Origin of the sequence: Pseudomonas sp. PA1(2017) (genome assembly GCF_001945375.1) — a bacterium.
GTDB lineage: Bacteria > Pseudomonadota > Gammaproteobacteria > Pseudomonadales > Pseudomonadaceae > Aquipseudomonas.
Map to the genome: position 1 here is coordinate 1,583,320 of NZ_MSXU01000009.1, position 13,422 is coordinate 1,596,741.

Annotated in this window: 13 protein-coding genes; 4 read left to right on the top strand and 9 right to left on the bottom strand. The window is 65.8% G+C overall.

Annotation, left to right across the window (positions count from 1 at the left end):
* Positions 1-1,536: a histidine ammonia-lyase gene (gene hutH, locus BVH01_RS14150; RefSeq protein ID WP_075930897.1), complete on the top strand. Its 1,536-nt coding sequence runs from the start codon at positions 1-3 to the stop codon at positions 1,534-1,536.
* A gap of 158 nt (positions 1,537-1,694) precedes the next feature.
* Positions 1,695-2,402 (top strand): histidine utilization repressor, encoded by a 708-nt coding sequence (gene hutC, locus BVH01_RS14155; protein ID WP_075930898.1) that lies wholly within the window; start codon positions 1,695-1,697, stop codon positions 2,400-2,402.
* Here the strand turns inward: hutC and BVH01_RS14160 are convergent, their stop codons facing one another.
* The gene (locus BVH01_RS14160; RefSeq protein WP_075930899.1) at positions 2,403-3,257 is read right to left on the bottom strand and encodes a LysR family transcriptional regulator; all 855 of its coding nucleotides are present in this window, start codon (positions 3,255-3,257) and stop codon (positions 2,403-2,405) included.
* Positions 3,258-3,355: 98 nt separating this feature from the next.
* Between BVH01_RS14160 and BVH01_RS14165 the strand changes: the two genes are divergently transcribed.
* On the top strand, positions 3,356-4,321 hold the full coding sequence (locus BVH01_RS14165; RefSeq protein ID WP_075930900.1) for a DMT family transporter: 966 nt from the start codon (positions 3,356-3,358) through the stop codon (positions 4,319-4,321).
* Here BVH01_RS14165 and BVH01_RS14170 read toward each other — a convergent pair.
* The 4 genes from BVH01_RS14170 to BVH01_RS14185 all read right to left on the bottom strand — a co-directional run bounded on the left by BVH01_RS14170 (position 4,299) and on the right by BVH01_RS14185 (position 9,082).
* Positions 4,299-6,494, bottom strand: a complete 2,196-nt coding sequence (locus BVH01_RS14170; RefSeq protein WP_075930901.1) for a xanthine dehydrogenase family protein molybdopterin-binding subunit — start codon at positions 6,492-6,494, stop codon at positions 4,299-4,301. The two genes, BVH01_RS14165 and BVH01_RS14170, sit on opposite strands and share 23 nt — an antisense overlap.
* On the bottom strand, positions 6,491-7,480 hold the full coding sequence (locus BVH01_RS14175; protein WP_075930902.1) for a xanthine dehydrogenase family protein subunit M: 990 nt from the start codon (positions 7,478-7,480) through the stop codon (positions 6,491-6,493). The genes BVH01_RS14170 and BVH01_RS14175 overlap by 4 nt, the downstream gene beginning before the upstream one ends.
* The gene (locus tag BVH01_RS14180) at positions 7,477-7,986 is read right to left on the bottom strand and encodes a (2Fe-2S)-binding protein (protein ID WP_075930903.1); all 510 of its coding nucleotides are present in this window, start codon (positions 7,984-7,986) and stop codon (positions 7,477-7,479) included. Before BVH01_RS14180 ends, BVH01_RS14175 begins: the two co-directional genes overlap by 4 nt.
* Before the next feature lie 349 nt (positions 7,987-8,335).
* Positions 8,336-9,082 (bottom strand): class I SAM-dependent methyltransferase, encoded by a 747-nt coding sequence (locus tag BVH01_RS14185; RefSeq protein WP_371915604.1) that lies wholly within the window; start codon positions 9,080-9,082, stop codon positions 8,336-8,338.
* Between the two features lie 147 nt (positions 9,083-9,229).
* Between BVH01_RS14185 and BVH01_RS14190 the strand changes: the two genes are divergently transcribed.
* Positions 9,230-9,649, top strand: coding sequence for a hypothetical protein (locus tag BVH01_RS14190; protein WP_075930905.1), 420 nt, complete (start codon positions 9,230-9,232; stop codon positions 9,647-9,649).
* A gap of 14 nt (positions 9,650-9,663) precedes the next feature.
* Here BVH01_RS14190 and BVH01_RS14195 read toward each other — a convergent pair whose 3' ends face one another.
* The 4 genes from BVH01_RS14195 to groL all read right to left on the bottom strand — a co-directional run bounded on the left by BVH01_RS14195 (position 9,664) and on the right by groL (position 13,399).
* On the bottom strand, positions 9,664-10,353 hold the full coding sequence (locus BVH01_RS14195; protein WP_075930906.1) for an extensin family protein: 690 nt from the start codon (positions 10,351-10,353) through the stop codon (positions 9,664-9,666).
* Between the two features lies 1 nt (position 10,354).
* Positions 10,355-11,185 carry an oxaloacetate decarboxylase gene (locus tag BVH01_RS14200; RefSeq protein WP_075930907.1) on the bottom strand — a complete coding sequence of 277 codons (831 nt, stop codon included), beginning with the start codon at positions 11,183-11,185 and terminating at the stop codon, positions 10,355-10,357.
* A gap of 105 nt (positions 11,186-11,290) precedes the next feature.
* Entirely contained in the window at positions 11,291-11,509 is a 219-nt protein-coding gene (locus BVH01_RS14205; protein WP_075930908.1) for a hypothetical protein, read from the bottom strand.
* A gap of 249 nt (positions 11,510-11,758) precedes the next feature.
* Entirely contained in the window at positions 11,759-13,399 is a 1,641-nt protein-coding gene (gene groL, locus BVH01_RS14210) for a chaperonin GroEL (RefSeq protein WP_075930909.1), read from the bottom strand.
* Positions 13,400-13,422 lie beyond the last annotated feature (23 nt).

Consider the following 13,422-nt stretch of genomic DNA (forward strand, 5'->3'; position numbering starts at 1 on the left):
ATGACCACCCTGAACCTCAAGCCGGGCGCGCTGACCCTGGCCCAGCTGCGCGCCGTGTACCTGCAGCCGGTCAACGTCACGCTCGACGCCAGCGCCCACGCCGGCATCGACGCCAGCGTCGCCTGTGTCGAGCAGATACTCGCCGAAGGCCGCACCGCCTACGGCATCAACACCGGCTTCGGCCTCCTGGCCTCGACGCGCATCGCCCCGGACGACCTGGAAAAGCTGCAGCGCTCGCTGGTGCTGTCCCACGCTGCCGGTGTCGGCGAGGCGCTGGACGACGCCATGGTGCGGTTGATCATGCTGCTCAAGGTCAACAGCCTGGCGCGCGGCTTCTCGGCCATTCGCCGCACGGTGATCGATGCGTTGATCGCGCTGATCAACGCCGAGGTTTACCCGCACATCCCGCTCAAGGGCTCGGTGGGTGCGTCCGGCGACCTGGCGCCGCTGGCGCACATGTCGCTGCTGCTGCTCGGCGAGAGCAAGGCCCGTCACAAAGGCCAGTGGCTGCAGGCAAGTGAAGCGCTGGCGGTGGCCGGCCTGCAGCCGCTGACGCTGGCCGCCAAGGAAGGCCTGGCCTTGCTCAACGGCACTCAGGTATCGACCGCCTACGCATTGCGCGGGCTGTTCGAGGGCGAAGACCTGTTCGCCGCGGCCACCGTGTGCGGCGCCTTGAGCGTAGAGGCCATGCTCGGCTCGCGGGCGCCCTTCGATGCGCGCATCCATGCCGCCCGCGGCCAGCACGGGCAGATCGACGTGGCGGCGGCCTATCGCGACCTGCTCGGCGACAGCAGTGAAGTGGCGCGCTCCCACGCCAACTGCGACAAGGTGCAGGATCCCTACTCGCTGCGCTGCCAGCCCCAGGTCATGGGCGCCTGCCTGACCCAGCTGCGCCAGGCCGCCGAGGTGCTGCAGATCGAGGCCAACGCGGTGTCCGACAACCCGCTGGTGTTCGCCGAACAGGGTGACGTGATCTCCGGCGGCAACTTCCACGCCGAGCCGGTGGCCATGGCCGCCGACAACCTGGCCCTGGCCCTGGCCGAGATCGGTGCCCTCTCGGAGCGCCGCATCTCGCTGATGATGGATCGGCACATGTCGCAGCTGCCGCCTTTCCTGGTCGAGAACGGCGGAGTCAACTCGGGCTTCATGATCGCCCAGGTCACTGCCGCGGCCCTGGCCAGCGACAACAAGGCCCTGGCCCACCCGCATAGCGTCGACAGCCTGCCGACCTCGGCCAACCAGGAAGATCACGTGTCCATGGCACCCAACGCCGGCAAGCGCCTGTGGCCGATGGCCGAGAACGTACGCGGTATCCTCGCCATCGAATGGCTGGGCGCCTGCCAGGGCCTGGACTTCCGCCATGGTCTGAAAAGCTCGGCGAAACTGGAACGCGCGCGCCAGACGCTGCGCGCCAAGGTGCCCTACTACGTCGAGGATCGCTTCTTCGCGCCGGACATCGCCGCCGCCGACGAACTGCTGGCCGAGCGCGTGCTGACGCCGCTGCTGCCGGCCGGCTTGCTGCCGTCGGTAGGCTGAGCCGAGCCAGGGTCTTTGTAGGTGCTGTGCCTCGCGGCGAATGATGGACACACTGCGGGTTGTGCTGAGTGGCCACAACCGCTTCGCCCCGGGGCGGGGCTCCTACAGAGTGAATCGCGCGCTATCATCCGCGCACCCGGTCTTGCCAAGGAGCTTTCGTGACCACCACCCCGCGCTACAAGGCCATCGAGGATTTTCTGCTCGAGCGCATCGGCAACGGTGACTACCCGCTGCATCACCAGATTCCTCCCGAGGAACAGCTGGCCAGGGACTTTTCGGTCAGCCGGATGACCGCCAACAAGGCCATCAACAACCTGGTGCAGCAGGGTTACCTGATCCGCCAGGCGGGCCTGGGCACCTTCGTCACCGACCGCAAGTCCGAGTCGTCACTGCACGATGTGATGAACATCGCTGCCGAGGTGCGCGCCCGCGGCCATGCCTATGCCAATCGCATCCTGCGCAGCGAAGCGCTGGCCGCCGATGACGAGGTGGCGCTACGCCTGGGCCTGCGCATCGGCGCCGAGGTGTTTCACAGCATCCTCGTGCACCTGGAAGATGGCGTGCCGATCCAGCTCGAGGATCGCTTCGTCAATCCACGCTGGGTGCCCCATTACCTGAGCAGCGACTTTTCCAAGCAGACGCCCAACGAAGTGCTGGTCGCCAGTTGCCCGATCAGTGATGTAGAGCATGTGGTCGAGGCCGTGCACGCCGACGCCCGCACCGCCGAATGGCTGGATATCGCCATCGGCGCCGCGTGCCTGTCGATGATTCGCCGCACCTGGTCGGGCGAGCACCTGATCAGCTACGTGCGCCTGACTCACCCGGGCGAACGCTACAAGCTGCGCTCGAGCACCAAGCACCGCTGATCACAGCCGAAAATGCTGATGAATGGCCTGGGCCAACAGCTCTAGGGCCTCGTCGTGCTGCGCCTGGGCCGAACGCAGGAACATCACCTCGTGCTCGGCAGCCTGGGGCAGTTCCTCGACGATGCGCATGGCGCTGCTCATCTTCGCGCGGTCCATCAGGGTAATCGCCAGCCCCGATTCGACACAGGCCCTGATGGCCTGGCTGGACGGGCTTTCCAGCACCACCCGCCAGGCGTGACCCGCCGCTTTAAGCGATTCCAGCATCAGGCTGCGGTACGGGCATTCGGCTGCATGGATGGCCAACGGTAGCGTCTCCTTCCAGGCCTGGGGAAAGGCCGCCGCCGCGACCCACACCGGCGTGGTGGCGACCAGCACCTGGGCCCTTGGCTCGCGCTGGCCCAACGGCAGGGTGAGCACCGCACCGTGCAGCTTGCCGGCCTGTACCTGCTCGCGCAGCGTGTAGCTGGGGGCGGTTTTCACCTCCAGCACCACGTTGGGCCAGGCCGCCGCGAAGATCGGCAGGATGTCGCGGATCACGTGGGCGGCGTACTCATCGGGTATTCCCAGGCGGATGCGCCCGACCAGCCGTGGCCCATGCAGCTCGGCGAGTACCCGGTCATGGGTGCTGAGCAGTTCGCCTGTCGAGCGCAGCAGCCGCTTGCCCAGCGCGGTCAGCGCCACCGACTGGTTGTCGCGATCGAACAGCCGGCCGCCGGCGACAGACTCCAGGCGCTGGACATGCACGCTGATCGCCGCCGGGCTCTTGTGCAACTGTTCGGCAGCCGCCTTGAAGCGCCCACTACGCGCCACGGCGTGAAAGGTGCGGATGAGTTCGATGTCGAGTACGGCGCTCATGATTCAAAAACTCCGAACGACTAATTCAATACATTTTGATTTATTAGATTACGCCACCTTCGTAGGCTGGACCTACACCCTTCATCCGGTTTACCGCCATGTCCGTTCGACTGACTGCTCGCCTCTGGCCCGTCGCGATTCCCCTGCTGCTGCTCGAAGCGGCGCTGGTGGTGATCTGGAGCTCGGGCTTCATCGGCGCGCGCTTCTCCATCGAGCATGCGCCTGCCATGCTGGTGGTGTTCTGGCGCAGCCTGCTGTTCGCGGTGCTGCTGGCACCCTGGGCACTGCCGCGCCTGCGCAACGCCTCGCTGGCCACTTTGCTGCGCCACGCCGGTATCGGTTTGCTGGCGATGGGCGGCTACCTCGCCGGTGTGGTTCAAGGCATCGCCCTTGGCGTACCTGCTGGCCTCGCCGCCCTGCTGGCCGACCTGCTGCCCATCGGCGTAGCCCTGCTCAGCGTGCTGGTGTTCCAGCAGCCTCTGGGCGGGCGCACCTGGCTCGGCCTGATCGTCGGCCTGACGGGCGTGGTGCTGGTGACCTCGGACGCGCTGGCCTGGGGTGATGCGCCGTTGTGGGTGTACGGTTTGCCGCTGCTAGGCATGTTCTCGCTAGCGATTGCGACCTTGTGGCAGAAACGCACCAAGGCCACGGCGTCGCTCGACCTGCTCGGCAACCTGTGGCTGCAATGCTGCATCTGCTGCGTGCCGTTCGCGCTACTGGCTGCGATGGAGGGCAGCCTGATGCCGGTGCCCTCAGGCGGCTTCGCCCTGAGCGTGTTGTGGACGAGCATCTCCACCATCGGTGGCTACGGCTTGTACTGGCTGTGCCTGAAGCGCTCGACACCGACCCGGGTGGCCAGCGTGCTGTACCTGAGCCCCGCGGTGACGCTGGTGTGGGCCTGGGCGATGTTCGGCGAACCGCTGTCCTGGCTGATGGGCCTGGGCACGCTGATTTCGGGGCTGGGAATCTGGCTGGTGATACGTAATGAACCGAAGGAGCGCGATGACGGGCCCGTGCAGGTGAGCCCGTCATCGGCAACCGTCAAAGCAGCTTGTCGAGGGTGATCGGCAATTGGCGGATGCGCTTGCCAGTGGCGTGGTAAACCGCATTGGCGACCGCCGCGGCAACGCCGACGATACCAATCTCGCCTACGCCCTTGGAGCCCAGCGGGTTGATGATGCTGTCGTTTTCCTCGACGAAGATCACTTCGATATTGCCGATATCGGCTTGCACCGGCAGGTGATAGTCGGCCAGGTTGTGGTTCATGCAGCGCCCCAGGTCGTGGTCGATCATCGCCTCCTCATGTAGGGCCATGCCGATGCCCCACACCACGCCGCCGAGAATCTGGCTGCGTGCGGTTTTCGGGTTGATTACCCGACCCGCGGCGATGGCGCTGACCACCCGGGTGACGCGCACCGTACCCAGCGCTTCGTCCACCTGCACCTCGACGAACACCGCCGAGTGGCTGGCACTGGCGTAGCGCTCACGCTGCTTGCCGGGCTGCGCCTGCACCTCGGCTTCCAGGCTGCCGTGCCGAGCGAGCAGCGCGCTCAGCTCCACCGCACGGCTGGCATCCTCGCCCTGCTGCACGCGGCCTGCGTTGAAACGCAGCGCCGCTCCATCGCTGAACGGCGCTTCGGGCCACTGTCGCGCCGCCTCGCAGAGTTTGTCGGCCAAGGCCAGGCACGCCTCACGCACCGCACTGCCCACCGACGACACGGTGAACGAGCCACCCTGCAGCGGCGCCTTGGGCAGGTTGGAGTCGCCGAGGCGAAACTCCACCTGGGACGGGTCCATGCCCAGCACGTCGGCGGCGATCTGGGTCATCACCGTGGCGGTGCCTGGGCCGATGTCGCAGGTCGCGCTGGCGACGATCAGGCGGCCATCGGCGGTGAAACTGGCGCGGGCGCTGGCCGGCATCTGCATGGCTTCCCACACGCCGGTCGCCATGCCGTAGCCGATCAGCTGATTACCCTCGCGCATGCCCCCCGGCTGCGGGCTGCGCTTGCTCCAGCCGAAGGCCTCGGCACCCTGCTGGTAGCAGGCGCGCAGCTCCTTGCTGGAATAGGGCTTGCCCTCGTTCTGGTTGGTTTCGGCGTAGTTGGTCAGGCGCAGTTGCACGGGGTCGACACCCGCCGCCCAGGCCAGCTCGTCCATCGCCGACTCCAGGGCATAGAGCCCGGTCGCAGCACCGGGCGCGCGCATGTCCAGCGGCGTGTAGACATCCAGCGGCGCCAGCCGATAAGCCAGGCGCACGTGATCGCAGTGGTAAAGCATCCCCGACCATTCGGCGACGTGCTCGGTGAAGTCTTCGAAGCGCGAGGTCTGGGCGATCACCTCGTGCACCAGGCCCTGCAACCTGCCACTTTCGTCAGCGCCGAGCTGCAGGTGCTGCACCGCCCGCGGGCGATAGCCGAAGGTGAACATCTGCTGGCGGGTCAGGGTCACGCGCACCGATTGCTGCAGCTTCAATGCCGCCATGGCGGCCAGCGGCAACTGGTACTGCGGGCGCAGACCGGAACCGAAAGCGCCGCCCACGAAGGATGATTTGATGCGCACGCGGCTCGGGTCGAGCTTGAGCACATCGGCCAGATACCGCTGGCTGTTCTGTGGGCCCTGGGTCTTGTCGTGCACCAGCAGGCTGCCATCGGCCTGGTAGATTACCGTCGATGCATGGGGCTCCATCGGGTGGTGATACTCGCACGGCAGCTCGTATTCCAGCTCCAGGCGCAGCGGCGCGCCGGCAATCACACCGTCGGCATCGCCACGGGGCTTGGGCAGTTCGGCCGGCGCGGCGTGAGCCTCGCTGAGGGCTTCGCGCAGGTCGGTGGCATGGGGCTGCTGCTCGTAGCTGATGCGCACCAGCGAGCCGGCATGACGGGCCAGCTCAAGGGTGTCAGCGACCACCAGCGCCACCGGCTGTCCGCTGTAACGGATGCGCTCGTTGAACAGCGGACGAAAGGGCGAGCCGTCGGCGGCATCGTCATCCTCGTAGCTCTCGTCGTCCTGGGCCATGGGCGGGCGATTGAGGTGGCTGAGCACCAGCTTGACGCCAGGCAGCGCCAGGGCCGCCGAGTCATCGATGGCGGTGATGCGGCCGCGGGCAATCACGCTGCAAATCACGCTGCCGTGCAGCAGGTCATCGGCCGGATGCTCGGCGGCATAGCGCGCCTGGCCGCTGACTTTCAGCGGGCCGTCGACACGGTCCAGGGGTTGGCCGAGGGTTCGCGCGTTCATGGGCGGGCTCCTTCTGCGGCGGTGGACAGGGCGCGAACCACGGCGCGGCGCGCCAGTTCGACCTTGAAGGCGTTGTGGGCCAGCGGCTGGGCATCCTTGAGCAGCAGCTCGGCGGCCGCCTTGAAGCGCTCGGGCGTGGCGGCCTGCCCAACCAGGCTGGCCTCCACGTCCGCTCGCCGCCACGGTTTATGGGCCACGCCGCCCAGGGCGATGCGTGCTTGGCGGACCTGCCCGTTTTCATCCAGTTGCAGCGCTGCGGCCACCGACACCAGGGCGAACGCGAACGAAGCACGGTCACGCAGCTTGAGGTAGGCGTGATGACTGGCGAAATCTTCAGCCGGCAACTCGATGGCGAGGATCAGTTCGCCTGGCTCCAGCACCGTGTCGCGCTGCGGGGTATCGCCCGGCAGGCGGTGAAAGTCGCTCATGGCTACGCGGCGCTCGCCTCTCGGGCCGGTGATCACCACCTGAGCGTCCAAGGCAGCCAGCGCCACGCAGAAGTCCGACGGGTGCACCGCCACGCAATGCTCGCTGGCGCCGAACAGCGCATGGTTGCGGTTCAGCCCCTCGCGGGCCGGGCAGCCACTGCCGGGCTCGCGCTTGTTGCACGGCACCTGGGCGTCGTAGAAGTAATGGCAGCGGGTACGCTGCAGCAGGTTGCCACCGGCGCTGGCCATGTTGCGCACCTGGGGCGATGCACCGGACAGCAGTGCCTGGGCGAGCAGCGGATAACGTCGCTCGATCTCCGGGTGCCAGGCCAGCTCGGCGTTGCCGACCAGTGCGCCGACGCGCAGGCCGCCATCGGCGGTGACAGTCACGTCACGCAGCGGCAACGCATTGATGTCGATGAGGCGCTTGGGCCGCACCAGGTTTTCCTTCATCAGGTCGACCAGGTTGGTGCCGCCGGCGATGAACAGGCTGTCGGGCCCGGCCAGGCGCACCGCTTCGTCGATGGCCTCGGGCTTGCTGTAGGCGAAGGGGGTCATGGGCGCACCGCCTTTTCGCTCTCGGGCAGCGCTTCTTCGATGGCGGCCAGGATGTTGCTGTAAGCGCCGCAGCGGCACAGGTTGCCGCTCATGCGCTCACGGATGTCGGCGGCGTCGCCGACCCGCCCTTCATTGGCCAGGCCGACCGCCGAGCAGATCTGTCCCGGTGTGCAGTAACCGCATTGAAAAGCGTCGTGCTTGACGAAGGCGCGCTGCATGGGGTGCAGCTCGTCGCCGGCGGCCAGGCCTTCGATGGTGGTCAGCTCACGACCGTCGAGCATCACCGCCAGGGTCAGGCAGGCGTTGACCCGCCGGCCGTCCACCAGCACCGTGCAGGCGCCGCATTGGCCGTGGTCGCAACCTTTCTTGGTGCCGATCAGGTCGAGCTGCTCACGCAGCAGGTCGAGGGCCGTGATCCACGGGTATACCTCGACTTGAGTAAGGCTGCCGTTCAACGACAGGGAAATCGTCCGGCGCTCGGCGCCAGCTGTGATGGTCTCGCTCATGGGGCTACCTCGGTTCGCTCGGATGTCTCGTGCATCCGTTCAAAATCTGAGGTGAGGCCCGCCAAAAACGTTCAGGTTGGATCACGACCGTAGGGCGGTTCGTTGAGGAACCTGTTCACGATCTTTTTGGGCGACATTGATGAGGCGGTTACAAGGCAGGAGCAGACACTCAAACCAACCTGTGGGAGCCCCGACCTCGGGGCGAAACGATTGCAGCCTGACTGCCTATTTCGGCGGTGCCTGAGCGATTCGCCGCGAGGTCGCGGCTCCCACAATGGATCGGATAACTGCCGCTACCGCCACTTTGCGGTCAAGCGCTAAGGCCGAGACGAAAGATCGTGAACGGGCCTTAAGGCGTGAGCTTCTTCAAGGGGTAAATGTCGTAACGGCTGGACTTGCCCTCCAACGCATAACCCGGCTTTGCACCCTCGATGACCGGCGCCTTGCGCGGGCGCTTGACCACCACGCGATGGCTGACGAGTTTGAGCGCGGCCTCGAGCAACGCCGGCGCATCCAGGTCGTCGCCGACGAAGGGCCGGAACAGGCGCATCTCCTTCTTCACCAGGGCGCTCTTGTCGCGATGGGGGAACATCGGGTCGAGGTAGATCACTTGCGGCGCCTCGCCCTGCCAGCCGGCCATCAGCTCGATGGCGTTGCCCTGCAGCAGGCGCATGCGCGCGACGATACTTACCACCTCGGCGTCCGCCGCCGCCCGCTGCAGGCCGTCTTCGAGCAGCGCACCGATCAGCGGCTGGCGCTCGATCAGGTCGACCTTGCAACCCAGGCTGGCCAACACGAACGCGTCGCGGCCCAGCCCGGCAGTGGCATCCAGCACCCGCGGGCGAATGCCCTGGGCGATGCCGACGGCCTTGGCGATCATCTGCCCGGCGCCGCCGCCGAACTGGCGACGGTGCGCTACCGCGCCCTCGACGAAATCCACCCGCACCGGCCCCGGCGCCTGCGGGCCCAGCTCGACCAGCTGCAAGCCAGCCTCGCCCAGTTGCAACGCATAACCGGCCTCGCCTTCCAGCGGCAAGCCCAGGTGCTGCGCCCATTGCTGCGCGCCGGTTTGCAGATGGGGCGCAAGGGCCTCCATGCGAATGCGCACGTCGGGCTGTAGTTCACTCATTGCGGATCGTCCATCGATTCAGAAACGGCAGTTTTCAAGCAACCGCGGGGCTCAACTCGGGCCGACAGCAGCCGATACCCTGGAAAGCGCTAGTTTGCCAGAGCCCGCCGTTCGATGTTCGAAGTCATCTCCCGTATTCCCGGTGACACCCGGGTAGCCGCCCAGAAATCCGGTACGCCATCGAGCGCCAGCGCGGCGCTGTACGACCAGATTCTGCGCAGCGTACTGCGCGATATGGAAAGCACCATGGGCCAGCCCGCGGCGCCGGTCTCGGTCACGGCGATAGCGGTCGACGAAGCCCCCGTGCACGGCGTACGAACCCTGGAAGACGTGATGATGCAGCGTCAGTTCATCTGCTCGCTGAACGAGGTGGGCGCCGCGCTTCCCCTCGAAGAATTGGCATTGCAGCAACAACCGCTGACGCTGACCGGCGCTGCCGAGAATGCCGCCAGCAACCCGCTGCTGGAAGACTCCCTGGCGCCCTGGGAGTTGTTGATGGGCCACCTGACCTTGCAACGACGCCTGGCTCGATAAGCCGCGGGCACCCGTCAGCGGCACATGCGAAAGCCGCCCATATCCAGATGAAAGTGATCACGGTGCGCCGCGTTGTAGTCCGGCCCCAGCGTGGTGTTGAAACTGGAGCAGGCCGCCTGCTGCACCTGGCGCAGGAACAGCGACTTATCATCCTCCCCCGGCCAGTCGCGCAGCACGCTGATACGCCGGCCATCGGCCAGGCGGAAGCCGACGATATCCAGGGCATTGGCCGAGGCGTGCTGGCTGCGCCGCTGACTACCAGCGATGGTGCGGCAGGCGAAGCTGCCAACGTGGTCGACCTGCACCACGCGCTGGCCGAAGCGCTGCTCGGCTGCCGGTTGCAGGCCGTGGCGCTCGAACAGCGCAAAGGCCGCGGCCACCGGACAGGTGGCGATGAAACTGCTGCTCAGGCGCACGTCGCTGCCCTGCACGCGTACCGTGTTGGTCAGCGGGCAGTCGGCGGCTGGCGTGCTGTCGGGCAGCGCGACGTAACGCAGCGCGGACGTATCCAGTACCGTGCGGCATAGCTCGGCGTCGCCTTGCAGACGACGCAGCTTGTAGGCGGTCAGCCAGTTGGGCGTGTCGCGCAGGTCCAGGGGTGCCCAGGGACTCCAGCGTGGCGGCACGTCGATCCATTGGCGGTACAGCGCCAACGGGCCGCCGACCACCACGAAGATCAGCAGCGCGATCAGGAACTGCCGCACGCTAGCCCTTGAACAGATCGTTGATGGCGTCGAACGGCAGGGCCTGTTGGGCGCCGCTCAAGTCGCCGCGCTCGGCAAGCCCCGTGGCTGCCTGCAGAAAGGCGCCATAGGCAGCGCGCGCCAGATTGGAGCCCAGGCTCACGCGCCTGACGCCCAGTTGCGTCAGCTCGTCCAGCGACAGCATCAGGCTCGGCGAGCCGACCAGCACGTTGACCGGTTTGGGCGCCACCGCCTCGACCACTGCCTTGATCTGTTCTCGACTGGTCAGCCCTGGCGCGTAGAGCACGTCCGCGCCAGCCTCGGCGTAAGCCACCAGGCGGCGGATGGTGTCGTCCAGGTCGGCACGGCCGTGCAGGAAGTTTTCCGCCCGCGCCGTCAGAGTGAAGGGAATGTCCAGCTCGCGAGCCGCCACCACGCAAGCGCGAATGCGCTGCACCGACAGCTCGAAGGGGTAGATGGGTTGCTCGGGCCGGCCGGTGGCATCCTCGATGGAACCGCCGACCAGGCCGACCTGCGCCGCCAGCCGAACGGTCGCGGCGCAGTCCTCTGGTGAGTCGCCGTAGCCATTTTCCAGATCGGCAACCACCGGCAGCGGGGTCGCCTCGACGATCGCCCTGGCATTGGCCAGCGCCTCATCGCGGCTCACCGCACCTTCGGCATCGCGTCGGCCCAGTGAAAAGGCCAGCCCGGCGCTGGTGGTAGCCAGAGCGTGAAAACCGAGCGCGGCGAGCATCTTCGCCGACCCGGCATCCCAGGGGTTGGGCAGGATCAGCAGCTCAGGCTGCTGGTGCAATGACTGAAGGCGCTCGCCGCGCTCACGGTAAATCGACATCTGCTGCTCTCCTTGCCTCGAGTGAACACTCAGGGTATCGGAGTTCGCGGCAGTGGGAGAAATTCACTGTTCCGCCACTCAGGCAGAGGGCGCTACGGCAGATGATCAGCGACGCGCCTGGGACAGGCCCATCACCAGTATCAAGAGGTTCTGGCTGGCTTCGGGGGATGCCTGGACAACCCGCTTGTTAGCAGGGCTCAGGCAATTGCTGCGGTTGGTACTGTTGACCACGCCGGGGCCGGGCTCATACCAGGAGGCCGCCGCGACCGCCGAGACGCTCAATGCGGCAACGAAAAATAAACCTCTGGCGACACCTAAGCTCATGATCGCAACCTCTTGATAGTGCGGCCAACGCGTTCGCTAACACTAGATCAGGATAAGTCGCCAAAGGTTACAACAAGACGAACGGTCAAAACCCTTCGCGCCAACCGATGTCACGCGGACAACATGAGAGGCTCGAGCGCGCCAGCTAGACGCCTGGAGCCAACATCCAGCCGAGGCTGACACACAGGCAATAAAAAACCCCGCGCCAGGGGCGCGGGGTTCTCGGTACAGCTCAGGGTGCCGATCGGCTTACATCATGCCGCCCATGCCACCCATGCCGCCCATGTCCGGCATGGCCGGAGCAGGCTTGTCTTCCGGCAGCTCTGCAACGATCGCCTCGGTGGTGATCAGCAGACCAGCGATGGAAGCAGCGGCTTGCAGCGCGCTACGGGTAACCTTGGCCGGATCGATGATGCCGAACTCGATCAGGTCGCCGTACTCGCCGTTGGCAGCGTTGTAACCGTAGTTGCCAGTGCCCTGCTTGACCTTGTCCAGCACCACGGACGCTTCGTCGCCAGCGTTGGAAACGATCTGACGCAGCGGCGCTTCGATGGCACGGCGCAGGATGTTGATACCCGCGTCCTGCTCCAGGTTGATACCTTTCAGGCCGTCCAGAGCGGACTGAGCGCGTACCAGGGCAACACCGCCGCCAGGTACCACGCCTTCTTCGACGGCTGCGCGGGTAGCGTGCAGGGCGTCTTCAACGCGGGCTTTCTTCTCTTTCATCTCGACTTCGGTGGCAGCGCCGACCTTGATCACGGCAACACCGCCAGCCAGCTTGGCCAGACGCTCTTGCAGCTTCTCTTTGTCGTAGTCCGAAGTGGTGTCTTCCACCTGCTTGCGGATCTGCGCAACGCGCGACTCGATGTCCACCTGCTGGCCAGCGCCGTCGATGATGGTGGTGTTTTCCTTGTTCAGGACGACACGCTTGGCTTGACCCAGGTGCTCCAGAGTGGTGCTTTCCAGGCTCAGGCCGATCTCTTCGGAGATGACGGTACCGCCAGTCAGAACGGCGATGTCCTGCAGCATGGCCTTGCGACGATCACCGAAGCCCGGCGCCTTGACGGCAGCGACCTTGACGATACCGCGCATGTTGTTGACCACCAGAGTAGCCAGGGCTTCGCCCTCGACGTCTTCGGCAACGATCAGCAGCGGACGGCCAGCCTTGGCAACGGCTTCCAGAACCGGCAGCAGTTCGCGGATGTTGGAGATCTTCTTGTCGACCAGCAGCAGCAGCGGGCCGTCGAGCTCGGCAACCATGGTGTCCGGCTTGTTGATGAAGTACGGCGACAGGTAGCCGCGGTCGAACTGCATGCCTTCTACGACGGACAGTTCGTTTTCCAGGCCCGAGCCTTCTTCAACGGTGATCACGCCTTCTTTACCGACTTTTTCCATGGCTTCGGCAATGATGTTGCCGATGGAGTCGTCGGAGTTGGCGGAGATGGTGCCAACCTGGGCAATGGCTTTGCTGTCGGTGCAAGGCTTGGATAGGTTCTTCAGCTCGGCGACGATGGCCGCGGTGGCCTTGTCGATGCCGCGCTTCAGATCCATCGGGTTCAGGCCGGCTGCAACCGACTTCAGGCCTTCGGTAACGATGGCTTGAGCCAGAACGGTAGCGGTGGTGGTGCCGTCACCGGCAGCGTCGTTGGCCTTGGAAGCAACGTCTTTCACCAGCTGGGCGCCGATGTTTTCGATCTTGTCCTTGAGCTCGATTTCCTTGGCGACGGAAACGCCGTCCTTGGTGATCAGCGGCGCGCCGAAGCTGCGCTCCAGGACTACGTTACGGCCTTTCGGGCCGAGGGTGGCTTTGACCGCGTCGGCCAGAACGTTGACACCAGTCAGCAGTTTCTTGCGAGCGGCGTCGCCGAATTTTACGTCTTTAGCTGCCATGTTATTTGATCCTCAATTCTTGA

What these genes read in the sequence shown, in the direction of transcription:
- hutH (WP_075930897.1), top strand. Translation starts at nt 1, where the DNA reads ATGACCACCCTGAACCTCAAGCCGGGCGCGCTGACCCTGGCCCAGCTG.
- BVH01_RS14160 (WP_075930899.1), bottom strand. Translation starts at nt 3,257, where the DNA reads ATGAGCGCCGTACTCGACATCGAACTCATCCGCACCTTTCACGCCGTG.
- BVH01_RS14165 (WP_075930900.1), top strand. Translation starts at nt 3,356, where the DNA reads ATGTCCGTTCGACTGACTGCTCGCCTCTGGCCCGTCGCGATTCCCCTG.
- BVH01_RS14170 (WP_075930901.1), bottom strand. Translation starts at nt 6,494, where the DNA reads ATGAACGCGCGAACCCTCGGCCAACCCCTGGACCGTGTCGACGGCCCG.
- BVH01_RS14175 (WP_075930902.1), bottom strand. Translation starts at nt 7,480, where the DNA reads ATGACCCCCTTCGCCTACAGCAAGCCCGAGGCCATCGACGAAGCGGTG.
- BVH01_RS14180 (WP_075930903.1), bottom strand. Translation starts at nt 7,986, where the DNA reads ATGAGCGAGACCATCACAGCTGGCGCCGAGCGCCGGACGATTTCCCTG.
- BVH01_RS14185 (WP_371915604.1), bottom strand. Translation starts at nt 9,082, where the DNA reads ATGGAGGCCCTTGCGCCCCATCTGCAAACCGGCGCGCAGCAATGGGCG.
- BVH01_RS14190 (WP_075930905.1), top strand. Translation starts at nt 9,230, where the DNA reads ATGTTCGAAGTCATCTCCCGTATTCCCGGTGACACCCGGGTAGCCGCC.
- BVH01_RS14200 (WP_075930907.1), bottom strand. Translation starts at nt 11,185, where the DNA reads ATGTCGATTTACCGTGAGCGCGGCGAGCGCCTTCAGTCATTGCACCAG.
- BVH01_RS14205 (WP_075930908.1), bottom strand. Translation starts at nt 11,509, where the DNA reads ATGAGCTTAGGTGTCGCCAGAGGTTTATTTTTCGTTGCCGCATTGAGC.
- groL (WP_075930909.1), bottom strand. Translation starts at nt 13,399, where the DNA reads ATGGCAGCTAAAGACGTAAAATTCGGCGACGCCGCTCGCAAGAAACTG.